Origin of the sequence: Pseudomonas sp. IT-P218, assembly GCF_949767605.1 — a bacterium.
GTDB classification, from domain to species: domain Bacteria; phylum Pseudomonadota; class Gammaproteobacteria; order Pseudomonadales; family Pseudomonadaceae; genus Aquipseudomonas; species Aquipseudomonas putida_AE.
Genome location: NZ_CATKQQ010000022.1, coordinates 351956 through 367010, shown reverse-complemented (window position 1 = coordinate 367010; position 15055 = coordinate 351956). Strand labels below are relative to the sequence as shown.

The 15055-nt window shown below is 59.2% G+C and carries 15 protein-coding genes; 6 read left to right on the top strand and 9 right to left on the bottom strand.

Features of this window, described 5'->3' with window-relative positions; all coding sequences use genetic code 11:
• The first annotated feature begins 29 nt into the window (after positions 1-29).
• Positions 30-1220, top strand: a complete 1191-nt coding sequence (locus tag ACM6I6_RS15740; RefSeq protein WP_414920194.1) for an iron-containing alcohol dehydrogenase — start codon at positions 30-32, stop codon at positions 1218-1220.
• On the top strand, positions 1217-2650 hold the full coding sequence (locus ACM6I6_RS15735) for an aldehyde dehydrogenase family protein (protein ID WP_414920193.1): 1434 nt from the start codon (positions 1217-1219) through the stop codon (positions 2648-2650). The genes ACM6I6_RS15740 and ACM6I6_RS15735 overlap by 4 nt, the downstream gene beginning before the upstream one ends.
• Before the next feature lie 5 nt (positions 2651-2655).
• On the opposite strand, the gene ACM6I6_RS15730 is transcribed toward ACM6I6_RS15735, so the two are convergent.
• The 5 genes from ACM6I6_RS15730 to ACM6I6_RS15710 form a co-directional block, all read right to left on the bottom strand.
• Complete coding sequence (locus tag ACM6I6_RS15730) at positions 2656-3552, bottom strand: LysR family transcriptional regulator (protein WP_408595949.1); 897 nt, start codon at positions 3550-3552, stop codon at positions 2656-2658.
• Positions 3553-3684: 132 nt separating this feature from the next.
• Entirely contained in the window at positions 3685-4365 is a 681-nt protein-coding gene (locus ACM6I6_RS15725; RefSeq protein WP_414920192.1) for a nitroreductase, read from the bottom strand.
• A gap of 184 nt (positions 4366-4549) precedes the next feature.
• Entirely contained in the window at positions 4550-5398 is an 849-nt protein-coding gene (locus ACM6I6_RS15720) for an ureidoglycolate lyase (RefSeq protein ID WP_274075303.1), read from the bottom strand.
• Between the two features lie 13 nt (positions 5399-5411).
• Positions 5412-5621, bottom strand: a complete 210-nt coding sequence (locus tag ACM6I6_RS15715; RefSeq protein ID WP_274075358.1) for a hypothetical protein — start codon at positions 5619-5621, stop codon at positions 5412-5414.
• The gene (locus ACM6I6_RS15710; protein WP_274075304.1) at positions 5618-6568 is read right to left on the bottom strand and encodes a LysR family transcriptional regulator; all 951 of its coding nucleotides are present in this window, start codon (positions 6566-6568) and stop codon (positions 5618-5620) included. The genes ACM6I6_RS15715 and ACM6I6_RS15710 overlap by 4 nt, the downstream gene beginning before the upstream one ends.
• A 111-nt stretch (positions 6569-6679) precedes the next feature.
• Between ACM6I6_RS15710 and ACM6I6_RS15705 the strand changes: the two genes are divergently transcribed.
• Positions 6680-7861 carry a fumarylacetoacetate hydrolase family protein gene (locus tag ACM6I6_RS15705; protein WP_414920191.1) on the top strand — a complete coding sequence of 394 codons (1182 nt, stop codon included), beginning with the start codon at positions 6680-6682 and terminating at the stop codon, positions 7859-7861.
• 120 nt (positions 7862-7981) lie between these two features.
• Here ACM6I6_RS15705 and ACM6I6_RS15700 read toward each other — a convergent pair whose 3' ends face one another.
• The 3 genes from ACM6I6_RS15700 to ACM6I6_RS15690 form a co-directional block, all read right to left on the bottom strand.
• A complete protein-coding gene (locus ACM6I6_RS15700; RefSeq protein WP_274075306.1) occupies positions 7982-8479 on the bottom strand; it encodes an RES family NAD+ phosphorylase in 498 nt (165 codons plus the stop codon).
• Entirely contained in the window at positions 8479-9048 is a 570-nt protein-coding gene (locus ACM6I6_RS15695) for an antitoxin Xre/MbcA/ParS toxin-binding domain-containing protein (RefSeq protein WP_414920190.1), read from the bottom strand. The genes ACM6I6_RS15700 and ACM6I6_RS15695 overlap by 1 nt, the downstream gene beginning before the upstream one ends.
• Positions 9049-9476: 428 nt before the next feature.
• Positions 9477-10298, bottom strand: coding sequence for an SDR family oxidoreductase (locus ACM6I6_RS15690; RefSeq protein ID WP_406590721.1), 822 nt, complete (start codon positions 10296-10298; stop codon positions 9477-9479).
• 344 nt (positions 10299-10642) lie between these two features.
• On the opposite strand from ACM6I6_RS15690, the gene ACM6I6_RS15685 reads away from it, so the two are divergent.
• The 3 genes from ACM6I6_RS15685 (at position 10643) to ACM6I6_RS15675 (ending at position 14303) form a co-directional block, all read left to right on the top strand.
• Positions 10643-11083 carry a VOC family protein gene (locus ACM6I6_RS15685; protein WP_414920189.1) on the top strand — a complete coding sequence of 147 codons (441 nt, stop codon included), beginning with the start codon at positions 10643-10645 and terminating at the stop codon, positions 11081-11083.
• 10 nt (positions 11084-11093) lie between these two features.
• The gene (locus tag ACM6I6_RS15680) at positions 11094-12059 is read left to right on the top strand and encodes an MBL fold metallo-hydrolase (protein ID WP_414920188.1); all 966 of its coding nucleotides are present in this window, start codon (positions 11094-11096) and stop codon (positions 12057-12059) included.
• Positions 12060-12146: 87 nt separating this feature from the next.
• Positions 12147-14303: an ATP-binding protein gene (locus tag ACM6I6_RS15675; RefSeq protein WP_414920187.1), complete on the top strand. Its 2157-nt coding sequence runs from the start codon at positions 12147-12149 to the stop codon at positions 14301-14303.
• 446 nt (positions 14304-14749) lie between these two features.
• On the opposite strand, the gene ACM6I6_RS15670 is transcribed toward ACM6I6_RS15675, so the two are convergent.
• Entirely contained in the window at positions 14750-15025 is a 276-nt protein-coding gene (locus tag ACM6I6_RS15670) for a hypothetical protein (RefSeq protein WP_414920186.1), read from the bottom strand.
• Positions 15026-15055 lie beyond the last annotated feature (30 nt).

The window sequence follows — 15055 nt, the reverse complement described above, 5'->3', positions numbered from 1 at the left end:
CCCTGCGCCTTGCCGATCTGGAGTTTCAGATGTCCCTTCACTATTGGAATTACCCCACGGATATTTTCTGCGGACCGAGTGCGCTCGATGCGTTGGCGGAGCGCTGCACCTTGCTGGGCATGCGCAATCCCTTGCTGGTCACCGATCCTGGCATGTTATCCCTGGAACCCTTGGTGCTGCTCAAGACTCACCTGACCCAGGCCGATATACCGTTCAGCGTGTTCAGCGAAGTCGCCAGCAACCCGAGCATGGCGGACGTGGCCCAAGGCGTTGCCGCGTTCAAGGCCGGCAAGCATGACTCACTGATCGCCCTGGGCGGCGGTAGCGCGATGGATGCCGCCAAGGGCATCAGCCTGGCGGCCGTCGACGGGCAAGGACTGCAACGCTTCGAATGGTCCCAGGTCATCGCCCACTACCCCACCCTGACGGACTTTCCCCGCCTGGGGCTGCCACCTTTGATTGCCTTGCCGACCACGGCTGGCACGGGTTCGGAACTGGGCCGCGAAGCCGTGTTGACCCAGAGCGAAGAGAACGTCAAACGGGTGATCAGCCACCCGGAACTGCTCCCGGCCACGGTGATTCTCGACCCGGTTTTGACCCGAGGCTTGCCGCCCACCCTGACGGCGGCCACGGGCATGGACGCTTTGACCCATCACATTGAAGCCTTTTGCTCGCCCCTGTATCACCCGATGTCTTCGGGCGTTGCGGTGGAGGGCATTCGCCTGATCCAGCAGCACCTGATCGATGCCCATGCCAACGGCCAGGACATGGTCGCGCGCGAAGGCATGCTCGTGGCCTCCGCCATGGCCGCCGTGGCCTTTCAGAAAGGCCTGGGCGGTGTGCACGCCCTCGCCCATCCGCTGGGCGCCCGCTATCACAAGCACCACGGCTTGTTGAACGCGATCCTCCTGCCCTATGTGCTGATGGCCAACCGGGAAACGATTGCCCCGGACATCGCGCGGCTGGCGCGCTACCTGGAGTTGCAGCAAGCGGATTTCGACGGCTTTCTCGATTGGGTGCTGGACCTGCGCAAACGCCTCGGCATTCCTCACTCATTGGCTGAAATCGGTCTTGATGCCGACGCCGCGTCCTGGGTGGGAGAACAGGCGCTGGCCGACATTTCCTCATCGGACACCAATGCCTGCGTCCTCAGTGCTGACGACTACAGCCAGATTTTCCGCAACGCTGTACAGGGCGTGCTTCAGGGAGTACGACCATGACCGCCGCCCATTACATCGACGGCCGTTGGGTAGCCGGTGAAGGTGTCGACTGCATCACCGTCTTCGACCCGGCACTGGGCCAACCCTTTGCCGAACTGACTGCAGCGAGTGCCGCGCAAGTCGATCAAGCCATTGCCGCCGCGCGCCAGGCACTCCCCGGCTGGCGCAACCTCAGTGGCTCGCAGCGCGCAGCTTATTTGAATGGTTTTGCCGAACAGATCGAAACGCGCCGCGAAGCACTGATCGCGCTGCAGATGCAGAACAACGGTAAACCCCGCCATGAAGCCGTGGTGGACATCGACGATGCCGTCGCGACGTTTCGCTATTACGCAGTCCTGGCTGAAGCACTCGATGCCCGGCAGGACCGTGATGTGCCGCTGGCCGTACCGGGTTTCAATGCCCACACGCGCCTTGAGCCGGTGGGTGTGGTGGGCTTGATCGTGCCGTGGAACTTCCCGTTGGTCACCAGTGCCTGGAAGCTCGCACCGGCACTGGCCGCCGGTTGCACGGTGGTGCTCAAGCCGTCGGAGGTCACTCCGTTGATCGAGCAGGCCTACGGCCACATCGCCGACGCGCTGGGCCTGCCCGCGGGCGTGCTGAACATCGTCGGCGGTAAAGCCGAAGTCGGCGCAGCGCTGAGCAACCATGCCGGTCTCGACAAGCTGTCGTTCACCGGCAGCAACGCCGTCGGCAGCCAGGTCATGCGCAGCTCGGCTGCCCATTGCCGCCCTCTGACGCTTGAGCTGGGTGGCAAGTCCGCGATTGTCGTGTTCGACGATTGCGACCTCGATCAGGCCGTTGAATGGATCGTCGCCGGTATCTGCTGGAATGCCGGGCAAATGTGCTCGGCGACATCCCGTCTGCTCGTCCAGGACAGCATCGCCGATGCACTGATACTGCGCCTGAAGAGCGCATTCGAAACACTGCGGGTCGGCAATCCGCTGAACGGCGAAGTCGATATGGGCCCACTCACCAGTCAGGCGCAATGGTCCAAAGTGTCGGAATACTTTGCCATCGCTCGCAGCGAAGGCTTGCATTGCGTGACCGGCGGCGACGTGCAGCGTGACCCGGGCTGGTTCGTCAACCCGACCCTCTATGCGGATGTGCCGGTGACCAGCCGCTTGTGGACCGAAGAGATTTTCGGCCCGGTGTTGTGTACCCGTCGCTTCTCCACGGAGCAAGAAGCGCTGGCATTGGCCAACGACAGCCGCTTTGGCCTGGTGGCTACCGTCATCAGCGCCGATCTGGTTCGCGCCGAACGGGTCGCCCAGGCCCTGGAGGTCGGCCACGTCTGGATCAACTCGATCCAGGCGGTGTTCGTCGAGACGTCCTGGGGCGGCACCAAGGGCAGCGGCATCGGTCGTGAGCTGGGGCCGTGGGGCCTGGCCGCCTATCAGTCGGTCAAACACATCACCCGCTGCCTTGGCTGACAGGCTTAGAGGTTGTGCTCGGCCAGCAAGTCATCGATGAAGGCACGCACGGCTTCGCTTTGCGGGTGACCGACGTGGGTGATCATGCTGTGTTGTACCTCGTAGCGTAGCGTCGCCGGCTGCAACGCGCGCATTTGTCCGCTCGCCAGCCAGGGCCGGGCGTAATGGGCCGGGAGATACCCCAGGTGTGTCCCGGCCAGTACGCCATGGGCCACCGCTTCCATATGATGGGCGGTGGCTGAAGCGCGCTCGGGCGTCACCGGCAGGACCTGGTCGGCCGGCAGGAAACCATGCCTGATCCAGTCACTGGCCTGCAGTTGTTCGACAGTGGGCGCATCGACCGAGAACAGCGGGTGCCTATCCCCGCAGAAAATGCCGATTTCTTCCTTGTACAACGGCTGGTAGGCCAGCGTCGGCAACGGCCGGCTGAAATAGGAAATCGCCAGGTCCAGTTGCCCATCGATGACCGCCAATTCCAGTTCGGTGGGCGAATTGACGAAGATGTGCACGTGCATGTCGTGGTCGCGCTGATAAAAACGGCCGATGGCCGCATCGATCCGGGCGGTGGGCAAGGTCGCGATGTTATCCGCCAGGCCGAGATACAGATCACCCACCAGGCGCCCGGCCAGGTCCTGTGCCTCGTCGCGAAATGCATCTACCGCGCCGAACAACGCTGACGAAGCCTTGAGTATCCGCTGGCCTTTTTCGGTCAAGCGAAACCCGCCCTTGCCGCGCTCGCAGATGCGATAACCGAGGCGTTTTTCCAGGCTTGAAATGTGCGTGCTGATGTTGGACTGGCTCATGTTCAACTCGGCCTGCGCAGCCGTAAACCCACCGCACTTCACGACGATGGAGAAAATGCGCAACAGGCGCAGATCCATGTCCGTCACATTTCTGAGCACCGATGACCTCGCTTTCAGTTGAATGGGGCGCATTGTCGGGCGCTAATGGAAGAGGGCCATTCAACGATCGGGGCCTGTTGCGCGTCAATCAAAGTTTGTGCAAAAAGCTCGAAAACGTGCCTCGAATCGATCTCAGCTGTCATGCCACAGCAGCGTCTCCTGCGCGGGTGCTCGCGTCGTGTAGAAGCCATTGGCAGGTGAATCGTGGTCGGCATAACCAAAGGAAACACCACAGACCACGAGCCGGTCCTCGTCGATGCCGAAATGTCGACGCACAAACCCGGCGTGGCTGGCCAGCGCGGCCTGGGCAATGATCCCCAGGCCCAGTGCCTCGGCTGCCAGCAGCAGGTTGGCTACGTAGCCGCCGCAATCGACTGCACCATAAGTGCCTAGCACGCGATCACTGGTAATGATCGCGACATGCGGCGCGTCGAACAGTGAAAAATTGCGCAGGGTCTGTTGCTGGCTGGCGACCCTGTCGCCCGGCGCGATGCCGATGCTTTCGTACAGTTGTCGTGCGCATTCACGGCGACGCTGCTGATAGACGCCCTGGTACTCACCGGGGAAAGGCAAGTCCGGCGCCGCAGAGCCCGTCTGCAGCTCGTTGATATACGCGGCGCGGAAGCGCTCGGTGGCATCGCCCCGGGTCACGATGACCTGCCATGGCTGCGTGTTGCACCATGACGCAGTGCGTTGCGCCAAGGCGAACAGGCGAGTGATCAGTGCGGGATCGACGGGTTGTGGAAGAAAGGCGCGGCAGCTGCGGCGGCGCTGCAGCAAACCCTCAAGCGCATCGAACTCGGTCGGGTTCATGATCCTGTCTCCATTGATGAAAGCCGATACCAGGCTAGTCTGCTACCAGATCCAAGCTTATCCAGAGAAGGTAGTGCATGTCCCACCCTTGAATGGGTGGGGGGAACGTCCGGGTTGCCCCACCCTTGCATCCAAGGCTGCTATCAAACCATTTGCGTTCCAGGAGGGTCTGTTTGTCGGCACTTCAATCCGCTTGCACGGTCACTTGTCGCTGCTCGCCCAACCCCGTGATGCCCAGCCGAACCGTCTGCCCGGCACGCAGGAACACCGGCTGTGGCTTGATGCCCAAGCCGACGCCCGGTGGCGTGCCGGTGGAAATCACATCGCCCGGTTGCAGGCTCATGCAGCGGCTCAGGTAGGCAATCAATTGCGGCACATTGAAGATCAGCGTGCGCGTGTTGCCTTGTTGGTAGCGGTGTCCGTCGACCTCCAGCCACAGGTCCAGCGCATGGGGGTCGGCAACTTCATCGCGGGTGACCAGCCACGGGCCGAGCGGGCCGAACGTATCGAAGCCTTTGCCCTTGTCCCAGGTGCCGCCACGCTCCAGTTGCCATTCACGCTCCGAGACATCGTTGATCACGCAGTAGCCGGCGACATGCTCCATGGCGTTGGCTTCATCGATATAGCGCCCGCCTTTGCCGATGACCACGCCGAGCTCCACTTCCCAATCCGTCTTGAGCGAGCCCCGCGGGATCTCGAGGTTGTCGTTCGGACCGCAGATGGCGCTGGTCCATTTGTTGAAGATGATCGGCTCCTTGGGCACTTCCATGTTCGACTCGGCCGCATGGTCGGCGTAGTTCAGTCCGATGCAGATGAATTTCCCGACCTGCCCTACGCAAGCGCCAATCCGCGGCTGCCCAGAAACGATCGGCAGGCTGGCCGGATCGATCGCGGCTAGCGTCGCCAGGCTTTCAGGACTCAGGGCCGTCCCGGCGATATCCGCCACGTGGCCCGAGAGATCGCGGACCTGATTGTCGGCATCCAGCAGGCCGGGCTTCTCCGAACCTTTTTCGCCATAACGCAACAGTTTCATTTGCTTCTCCTGCTTAAACTGAAAAGTGTAACCCCTGCCCTTTCATGCCGTCTCCAGCTTCGCGGATGTGGTCGCGGTTTTTGCAGTTGGAGTGGCGGGCGTTGAGCAGGATGGCCACGACGGCCACCGCATAGGGAATGGCGGTCAGGAAGCCCATGTGCAAGCTGTTGGTGATACCGGTGCTCTTGATGATCGAGGGCATCCAGAACGTTGCCGTTTTCAAAACGTCGAATCCCGGGCCAGCCGGGCGTTGTCCTTCAATATTTCGGCAAACTCCAGGGCCGCCCCCACCAGCTGCTCGCCCTTGCGCGTGAGGATGCCGTAATCCTGCGGCACCAGGTGCAACGGCGTATCCAGGATCTTGAGCTGGCCGCTCTCGAGGAGCGGATTGACCATGGCGTTGGGCAGCATTCCGATCATGGACCCGCGTTGCAGCACCTGCAGGAAGGTCTGCATGGAGATGGTGTCGACGGTGTTTCGCGGCATGCCCACGCCAGCTTCGGCGAACGCCAGTTCCATGCGGCCGCGAATGGGTGTGCCCACCGGGTAGAGAATCCACGGCAAGTCCACCAATTGCTGCAATGAGAGGGGGCCGGCAGCGGCCAGCGGGTGTCGGTCGTTGACCACGATGCAGAACGGTTCGGGCGCCAGTGGCTGGAAGTCGTAATGCTGCTGCTGGCTTTGATCGGTGAAACGGGCGATGGCCAGGTCGAGTTTTTTCTCTTCTAGCATTTTCATCAGGTGGTTACTGGTTTGCTCCACCACCTCGATCGATAGCAACGGCCAGCGTTCCTTGATCTGCAAGATGGCTTCGGGCAACGCCACGGCGGTGGCGGCGAAAATACCGCCGATCCTGAGGTAGCCATGACCGCCTTCGCGCAGGCTGCTGATTTGTTCGACGAACGAGCGCGCGTCATTCAGGGCAATCTGCGCATAGCGCAGCACATGCTCTCCCAGTGCCGTAGGTGGCATGCTACGCGGCAGGCGTTCGAATAAAGCAAAGCCGAGCAGGCTTTCGATTTCCTTTAGCATCTTGCTGATGGCCGGCTGACTCAGATTCATCTGTTGCGCCGCCAGGTGCATGTTGCGGGTGCGCCCCAAGGTGTCGATCAGCTGCAAATGCCTGAATTTGAGCCATCCGCAAAAGTGGGTGAATGAAAGTTCCGACATGGGCACACCTCCCAGGCGATAACTCTACGTTATCAATTATTGAAATTATCTCATTGGAGTTTATCGGCTGTGCGCCCTAGCGTGAAGTCTTTACGAACCAGGAAGATTGCCATGTCGCTAATGCTTACCCCCGAAAACACCCTGCCAGCCGATGGTGTAGCCGGAACCCTGATTGGCCGTGCCTGGGTACCAGGACGAATCGCCGGACCTTCGCCAATCGTCCTGCGCGCCGACGGCGTATTCGACCTGTCGGAGCATTTCGCGACTTTGAGTGACTTGCTGGAATCCGATGCTCCCCTTTCGGCAGTACGCGACACGCCCGGCATTTTCATCGCCAGCGTCGAAGCCCTGCTGGCCAACACGGGGCCCGACGCCGATCCATCCAGACCGTACTTGCTACCGCCCCTGGATTTGCAAGTGATCAAGGCTGCCGGCGTGACCTTCGCCGCCAGCATGATCGAACGTGTGATCGAGGAGCAGGCCGGTGGTGATGCCGCCAAGGCTGAAGCCGTGCGGGCCACTGTGCACGGGGTGATCGGCGACAACCTGCGCTCGATCGTTCCAGGCTCCGAGCAGGCCATGCGCTTGAAAGCCTTTCTTATCGAACAGGACATGTGGTCGCAGTATCTGGAAGTGGGTATCGGTCCGGACGCGGAGATCTTCACCAAGGCACCGGTGCTGGCCTCTGTCGGCAGCGGCAGCCGGATTGGCATTCACCCGGGTTCGCAGTGGAACAACCCGGAACCGGAAGTGGTGCTCGCGGTAAACAGTCGCGGGCAGATCCACGGGGCGACCCTGGGCAACGACGTCAACCTGCGGGACTTCGAAGGCCGTAGCGCGCTGTTGCTGAGCAAGGCCAAGGACAACAATGCATCCTGCTCGATCGGGCCTTTCATCCGCCTGTTCGACGATCACTTCAGCCTGGACGATGTCCGCGCCTGCGTGGTCGACCTTGAGGTACAAGGTGAGGACGGTTACCGGATGCACGGATCGAGCTCCATGAGTCAGATCAGCCGGGACCCGCAAGACCTGGCCGGCCAGACCCTCAACGCCAATCACCAGTATCCCGATGGTTTCCTGCTGTTCCTCGGTACGCTGTTCGCCCCTACCGCAGATCGCGATCATGCCGGCAGCGGTTTCACCCACAAACTCGGTGACCGGGTCAGTATCAGCAGCCCCTTGCTTGGCAGCCTGCACAACCAGGTGACCCACAGTTCCGAGGCAGCGCCATGGACCTTTGGCGTGGGTGCCTTGCTGCGTAACCTGGCCGCCCGAGGACTGCTTGCACGCTGAAGCCCTGCAAGACCCGGATCGATGACCCGGCACTGGACATCCCTGCCTCGTAAACTCCTTGGCAAGAGCTGTACCGGCAATTGGTAGGCCAGCTGTCCACGTTAGAAGGCAGAACCGTCTTCAGGGCAACGGCCTATTAAGTCGTCCATCAAGGGCGAAAGGCTCCTGCAACACCAACTCGTACAACCCAAGAGCCAGTTGCGGGTTCATCAACAAGTTCCAGCTATGTCGCGAGACACTGGAAGGGACCAGCACAAAGGGATGCTGGCTCAACAGATCAGCACCGAACCGTTGCTGGCTGCGGCTTGGGGTACCCGGTGCCAGCCAATTGGCGTTGGCAATGCTTTCAGGCTGCACCACATAAATCTTCGACGGGTCCAACACGAGGGCCTGCGTCAGGCAATGTGGCTTGCAATCCAGTGCTTCGAAATTCTTATGCACCGCCACCTCAAGGATGGCCGTAGATGCATCGAGGGCTGCATAAACTGTGGTCATCCCTTTAGGGTTCCAGCGCCCGCCCACCTTTTCAGCGCCCACGCCCGCATTCCAGGTGGAGGCATACTCAGCAGGATCAAGTCGCCAAAAATGAATCTCACTGCTTAAAGGGTCTTTAGCCATCAATAGACCCCGTATTCCATGCGCGTCAGAAAATCATTCACCAACTCATACCCGACTGAATTAGAAATCAGGTCGATAGGTGTCTCACCATCCAGACCCCGGGCAGGTTTGACCATCCACTGCTCGGCAAGCTCACGCGAACCCAGCACATCCGTGGCCTTTTCCAACACTTCGGCATAATTGAGCGCGCGCGTGCTTTGCTCCGGGGTCAGCGCTTCATTGGGTGTTTTCAACCGCCGCGCAAGCGTACGATCAGACGCCCCCACGATCTTCGACAACACACCGCTTTGCTTATATACAGTACTGTTTTCGATCATATTCAGCACCGACTGCAGCGAAAAACCGTTTTTAACGGCCCTATAAATATCCATACGATCATCGCTGATTTTTCCGGAGAGCAAGATCAAAACCATTTGAGGGGGGCGATGTGTAGCACTCATCCTCAGCACAGATTGCTCATTCATCGAAATCTTCATGTCTGCTTCACGCTCACGCAGTTCGGATTTTTTAATCCGACCGGCTCCATTGACAGTTTCTTCGACAACAACATCTTTTTTCTTGGCGCTCATGGCAACCTCCACCGCCCAGACATCTGGCATTGACTATAGTGCCAAATGGCAGAATGGCCAACCTGGATATGGTGGTTCGCAACGGTAGAACGAACGCCCATGGCCCACAAGTCGGCGCATTCTGGCGTAGTCGTAGGCAATGGCGCCGGGTTTTGTAGGTTTCAGGACGTAACCCTGAGGCACCGGGTTCAAGCTGATCTGCGAGCGGATTCGAATTGTTGTGGCGCGCTATACGCTCACGGATGGCCTTCATTTGGGCTGGCGGTGTGCCGGTTTCCCTGATGGTGGCGCGGTTCGCCCCCATCCCTCCGTCCCCCTTGGAGCTGCCGCAGGCTGCGATCCTTTGACCCTGCCCTCAAAAACAAGATCAAAAGATCGCAGCCTCGTTTCACTCGACAGCTCCTACAGTTCTGTCCTTTCCTTTTGCGCTAGGCCCCAGTGTCATCGCCCACGGCAGGCGTCGCCGCCGTACCCGCCAAGAGCCCACCGTCGATATTGAACTCGCTGCCGGTGACATACGTCGCCTCATCCGAGGCCAGCAACAATGCCACCGCTGCAACCTCTTCGGGCATGCCGAACCGCCTGAGCGGTGTATCTTGAACCAGCGCATCCATTCGCGCCTGACGATCTGTGCCCGTGCCCAACATGGGCTCCCACACGGGTGTGAGGATGGCCGCTGGATGAATCGAGTTGCAGCGCACGGTGAGTCCTTGCTCAGCGCAGTACAGCGCCACCGTCTTGGTGTGATTACGCACAGCACCCTTGGACGACGCATAGGCCGCCGCTCCGGGAATGCCCACCAGGCCCGAACGAGAGGAGATGTTGATAATGGAACCGGTTCCGTGAGGCCGCATGGAGCGAATGGCGTACTTGCAACCCAGGAACACACCATCGAGATTGGTCTGGTGAACGGCGTGCCAGTCTTCCAGGCGCGCATGCTCCGGGTCATGCCGTACGGCGCCGTGCTCAAATCCGGTGATACCTGCATTGTTCACCAGGATGTCGAGCCTGCCGCGTTCCTCGAGGATTTGCGTCGTCACTCGCCGCCAATCTTCTTCGCGGCGCACATCAAGGCGCAGATAGCTGGCGCGATCACCGAGTGAATCTGCAAGGGTCTTGCCGAGCTCGTCATTGATATCGGTGACGTAGACAAAACAATCCTCTTGCGCGAAGAGTCGCACAATCGCTGCGCCAATCCCTTGGGCGGCACCGGTGACGATCGCGGTCTTGGAAGTGAGTTTACCGGTCATGAAAGCGGATGCCCCCACCTGGTTACCAAATCGACCCCGAGTATAGACTGCCTCGGCAAACGCCACCCTGCTCACCGCCAACAGCGATATGCACTGCGCACCTCTCCTGTAGGAGCGAGCTTGCTCGCGAAGAACTTCAGAGCGCCGCATTCACCCGGGAAACACGCGCCTTCGTTGACTACAATCGCGAGCAAGCTCGCTCCTACATTGGATCTCTGTCGGCCGCAGGTTCGGCGTTCGCCGACAAGGGCAGATCTCGGGCAGGCTATAATCATTTGCTCGGGTCAATCCGGACGCCAATTCCCCCAAATATGCGACACAGTACAAAAAAGGGAGCGAAGGCCATGACAGTCAAGCGAATGGACAACGTGCTGATCGTTGTCGACGATCTCGAAGCGGTGAAGGCGTTTTTTATCGAGTTGGGCCTCGAGCTTGAGGGCCAGACCACCGTTGAAGGGCCTGCTATCGGCAAGCTCATAGGGCTTGAAAACGTGCGTGCCACCCTCGCGATGCTGCGCACTGCCGATGGGCAGGGAGTTGAACTGGACAAGTTCCACACGCCCGACGCAGTCAGGTTCGGGCCCGTGAATACGCCAGTGAACGCGCTGGGTCTTCGCCGCGTCATGTTCGCCGTCGATGGCATCGATGCTGTCGTTGCGCGGATGCAGGCCCATGGCGCAGAAGTCATTGGCCAGATGCAGTACGAGGCATCGTACCGGCTCGCCTATATCCGTGGGCCCGAGGGCCTCATCGTCGGGCTGGCCGAGAAGTTAATGCCTGAATAAAGGATCGACCATGGATCTGATTTTTCTTGGCACATCCTCAGGCGTTCCCACCCGCAGTCGCAATGTGAGCGGCACAGCCCTTATCGAATCATCAGGCAAAGGCTGGTATCTGGTGGATTGCGGTGAAGCCACGCAACACCAGGTGATGCGCACCTCGTTGTCTTTGCACGAGCTGCGCGGGTGTTTCATCACCCATGTACATGGCGATCATTGCTTCGGCTTACCCGGTTTGTTGGCCAGTGCCGGCATGTCCGGTCGAGTCGAGCCCTTGGACATTGTATTGCCCGCTGCGCTTGAACCCTGGGTGCGCCTGAGCCTCGCCGTCAGCAAATCCTGGCTACCCTTCGAATTGCACCTGCAGGCGAGCGAAACTTTCAGTGGCTGGCAAAACGGCAAGGTTCAGGTCAATACCGTTGCCCTCTCCCATCGTGTTCCCTGCCATGGCTATGTATTTGACGAAGCTGATCCCAATCCGCGCCTGGATATCCAACGCCTGGAAGCAGAAGGTATTCCCCGTGGCCCCCTGTGGGGCGAGTTGGCCCATGGACGCGAGATCGAGCACGCCGGACGAATATTTCATGCCGAGCAATACCTGCGCCCTTGGCGCCCCGCTCAGCGCTTTATCATCTGCGGCGATAACGATAGCCCTGAACTGCTGGCGCAAGTGGCCGCTGGCGCTAATGTGCTGGTCCATGAAGCGACCTTCACCCAGGCCCTGATCGATCACGCCCACGAGCATTACGGGCACAGCAGTGCCGCCGCCGTGGCGCGTTTTGCCGAGTCGGCAGGCATTCCCAACCTGGTGCTTACCCACTTCAGTGCGCGCTACCAGAACAATTCCGAGCGAAGTCCGTGCATCGAGGATGTACAACAGGAAGCGGCGGCGCACTTCACCGGCGAGCTGTTCCTGGCGCGGGATCTGCAGCGTTATCACCTTGACCGGGACGGCAAGTTGAACGTTGTCTTGGGCAGGTAACAAACCGATGTGACTGCGTTTGATCAAATCGGTTGAACCTCGGCGAACCCGCGATCCTCGGATACTAAAACGCCCATAGGTGACGACATGGCAACCGAGGATACACTTCTGCGCCAGCGCAAAGTGCTCGCCACATTTGGCGAGCTGGCCTTGGCGTCAGATGACCTGGAGCACATTCTCAACGAGGCATGTCGTTTGGTCGGCGATGCCCTCCAAACCAACATGGCCAAATTCATGCTCCTGCAGGAAGACGGCATCACCTTCCTGGTGCGCAATGGTGTGGGCTGGGCACCCGATGTGGTCGGCAAAGTTCGGGTGCAAGCCGACGAAGGGAGCCCGGAGCGGCATTCCCTGGACACCAACGGCCCGGTGATATCGACGGACATTTCCTCGGAAACGCGATTTCGCTATCACGACTTTCAAATAGCCAACGGGGTACAGGCATTCGTCAACGTGCTTGTCCTCGGCGCTGATGGAGAGCGCCCTTTCGGCATCTTTGAAGTCGATAGTCGGGTTCCCCGCGAGTTCACCGAAAGCGATATCGATTTTCTTCGGGGCTACAGCAACCTGCTTGGGGCAGTGTTGAAGCGCTTCAAAACCATGCTGTCCATGCATTTGACCGAGAAAAAACTGCGTGAAAGCGAGCGGCACTACCGCATAGCTGCCGAGCTCAATCCACTCTGGCCCTGGACGGCGGACACCCATGGCGACCTTATTTCCATAGATCAGCGCTGGTTCGAATACACCGGCCTGACCCCTGAGCAAACGTTAGGGCGTGAATGGGCCAATGCGGTTCACCCTGAAGACAAGGCGTCATTGATCCTGCTTTGGGATCATTCATTGACCACCTTGCAACCTTTCGACTCGCAAATTCGATTGCGCAAACACACGGCAGATTACCGATGGTTCAGAGTCCGCGCGCTGTGCAGTTTCGGCATCGACGGACGCTGCGAACAATGGTACGGCACCATTGACGACATCGACGATCGCGTTCAGTTGGAGAGCGCATTGCGTGACTGGAACGACCTGCTCGAGGATCGCATCGTTCAACGCACCCAGCAGCTTGAAGCCGAACAACACGAACGCGCGATGGCCGAACTCAAGCTTCGGCAAAGTCAGAAAATGGAAGCGGTAGGCCAACTGACCGGCGGAATCGCCCATGATTTCAATAATCTGTTGGCTGGCATCATCGGTAACCTGGAGCTGATGCAACGGCGAATCGATGCCGGGCGCTACGAGGAATTGAACCGATACAACGCCATCGCCATGACCTCCGCCTCCCGCGCTGCCGCTTTGACGCAACGGCTGCTGGCATTTTCAAGGCAGCAATCACTCGATCCCGAACTGCTCGAACCTCGCAAGGTCGTGGCGGATCTGGAAGACATGATCCGGCGTTCAGTGGGCCCGAGCATCGCAGTTGAGTGTTCATTCAAGGCCAATGACCGTATCAAGTGCGATCTCAACCAGCTGGAAAATGCACTGCTCAATCTCGCGATCAACGCTCGGGATGCAATGCCCAACGGTGGCAGGCTGGATCTTCTGGTCGACCGCTGCGTCATTGATCCAGCGTCATCTTCCGACAAAATGATGCCGCCAGGATCCTATGTGAGCATATCCGTCACGGACTCTGGCACGGGCATCAATCCGGACATCCTGTCGCGTATTTTCGATCCGTTTTTCACCACAAAAAAAATTGGCGAAGGCACCGGGCTTGGCCTTTCGATGATTTATGGGTTTACCCAGCAATCGGGGGGCCAGGTGCGCGTTCACAGCAAGGTCGGTGTGGGAACCTCTGTGACCCTGTATTTTCCCGTCGATGATTCACAGCCGGTCGAGATCGGGACCCGAACGGACTCCTCCCAAACCACGGAGACAACCGGTCACAACGAAATCATATTGTTGGTGGACGACGAAGCGGCCGTACGCCAAATGGCCTCTGAGCTTTTGAGCGAAACCGGATACCGCGTCGTGGAAGCCGTGGACAGTGTGTCCGCGATCAACCAGGCGGAAAAACTGGAACACCTGGATTTACTCCTGACCGATATCGGCTTGCCAGGCATGATGAACGGCATCAGCCTGGCCGCCGAACTCAAGCTCAAACACCCTCGGCTCAAGGTGCTCTTCATCACCGGTTTCGCGGGCGGCTCCAACCTGGTGTCGGTCGATGCAACCACGCGGGTCCTGGCCAAACCCTTCAGCTTGAATGAACTCAGTTCACGCGTGCATGCGCTGATTCGATCCTGAGTGAGTGGCAATACCTTAGATCTGGACGAGGTACCGGTTGCGGATGGAGGCCCTTGGAGCTCGACGTGAGCGAGCTTGGAACGCCGATCAGCCTTCCACTTTATCGACGTAAGACTCAAAGAACCAATCAGGGATTTCTTCGGTGCCGAACTCAAGACTGATCCCGTCAGTTACTTCCGCGAGTAGAACTGCGCTGGTACCAGAGTTATCAAAGATGTACGCCCGGTTGCTTACTGCAATGGCATCTGGAAGTAATGCTAGAGATTTGTGATACCGATCTCTCACCCTATCGGGAGCTACGGGATGACCACCCTCTCGCACCCTGATCTCCACACGCTTCTTTTTCGAGCTCATCTGCATTCACGTAGGTTTTAATTAGAGCGGGATCGATGACATCCTTGATCGTGCTCTTTCCTGAGCCGTTTGGCCCCGCAAAAACCCGGAGTCTAGGCACGACCAACTGCCGTTTTACCTTCTACGCGGCGCACTGTAATTACTTCACCCAATTTGACCTTCCGACGTGGCTTTGCTTTGGCAACAAAAACCTTGTTCCCATCCGGCGACACCCGCACCAAATCCCCAGAATCCACGCGAAGCACGCTACTGCTCACCAACAATGTACGAGCATAAGCAGTCATGGTAGCCATCTTGGCCAGGTCAGGCACCTCGCGCTCAAGAACGTCCATTTCTTGGTCCGAGAGCGTTTTAGTTGTCACAATCATCGGGAATCTCCGTACGAATTGTTGCTCTGG

Coding starts and splice junctions, on each gene's coding strand:
- ACM6I6_RS15740 (WP_414920194.1), top strand. CDS start 30: ATGTCCCTTCACTATTGGAATTACCCCACGGATATTTTCTGCGGACCG.
- ACM6I6_RS15735 (WP_414920193.1), top strand. CDS start 1,217: ATGACCGCCGCCCATTACATCGACGGCCGTTGGGTAGCCGGTGAAGGT.
- ACM6I6_RS15725 (WP_414920192.1), bottom strand. CDS start 4,365: ATGAACCCGACCGAGTTCGATGCGCTTGAGGGTTTGCTGCAGCGCCGC.
- ACM6I6_RS15720 (WP_274075303.1), bottom strand. CDS start 5,398: ATGAAACTGTTGCGTTATGGCGAAAAAGGTTCGGAGAAGCCCGGCCTG.
- ACM6I6_RS15710 (WP_274075304.1), bottom strand. CDS start 6,568: ATGTCGGAACTTTCATTCACCCACTTTTGCGGATGGCTCAAATTCAGG.
- ACM6I6_RS15705 (WP_414920191.1), top strand. CDS start 6,680: ATGTCGCTAATGCTTACCCCCGAAAACACCCTGCCAGCCGATGGTGTA.
- ACM6I6_RS15700 (WP_274075306.1), bottom strand. CDS start 8,479: ATGGCTAAAGACCCTTTAAGCAGTGAGATTCATTTTTGGCGACTTGAT.
- ACM6I6_RS15695 (WP_414920190.1), bottom strand. CDS start 9,048: ATGAGCGCCAAGAAAAAAGATGTTGTTGTCGAAGAAACTGTCAATGGA.
- ACM6I6_RS15690 (WP_406590721.1), bottom strand. CDS start 10,298: ATGACCGGTAAACTCACTTCCAAGACCGCGATCGTCACCGGTGCCGCC.
- ACM6I6_RS15685 (WP_414920189.1), top strand. CDS start 10,643: ATGACAGTCAAGCGAATGGACAACGTGCTGATCGTTGTCGACGATCTC.
- ACM6I6_RS15680 (WP_414920188.1), top strand. CDS start 11,094: ATGGATCTGATTTTTCTTGGCACATCCTCAGGCGTTCCCACCCGCAGT.
- ACM6I6_RS15675 (WP_414920187.1), top strand. CDS start 12,147: ATGGCAACCGAGGATACACTTCTGCGCCAGCGCAAAGTGCTCGCCACA.
- ACM6I6_RS15670 (WP_414920186.1), bottom strand. CDS start 15,025: ATGATTGTGACAACTAAAACGCTCTCGGACCAAGAAATGGACGTTCTT.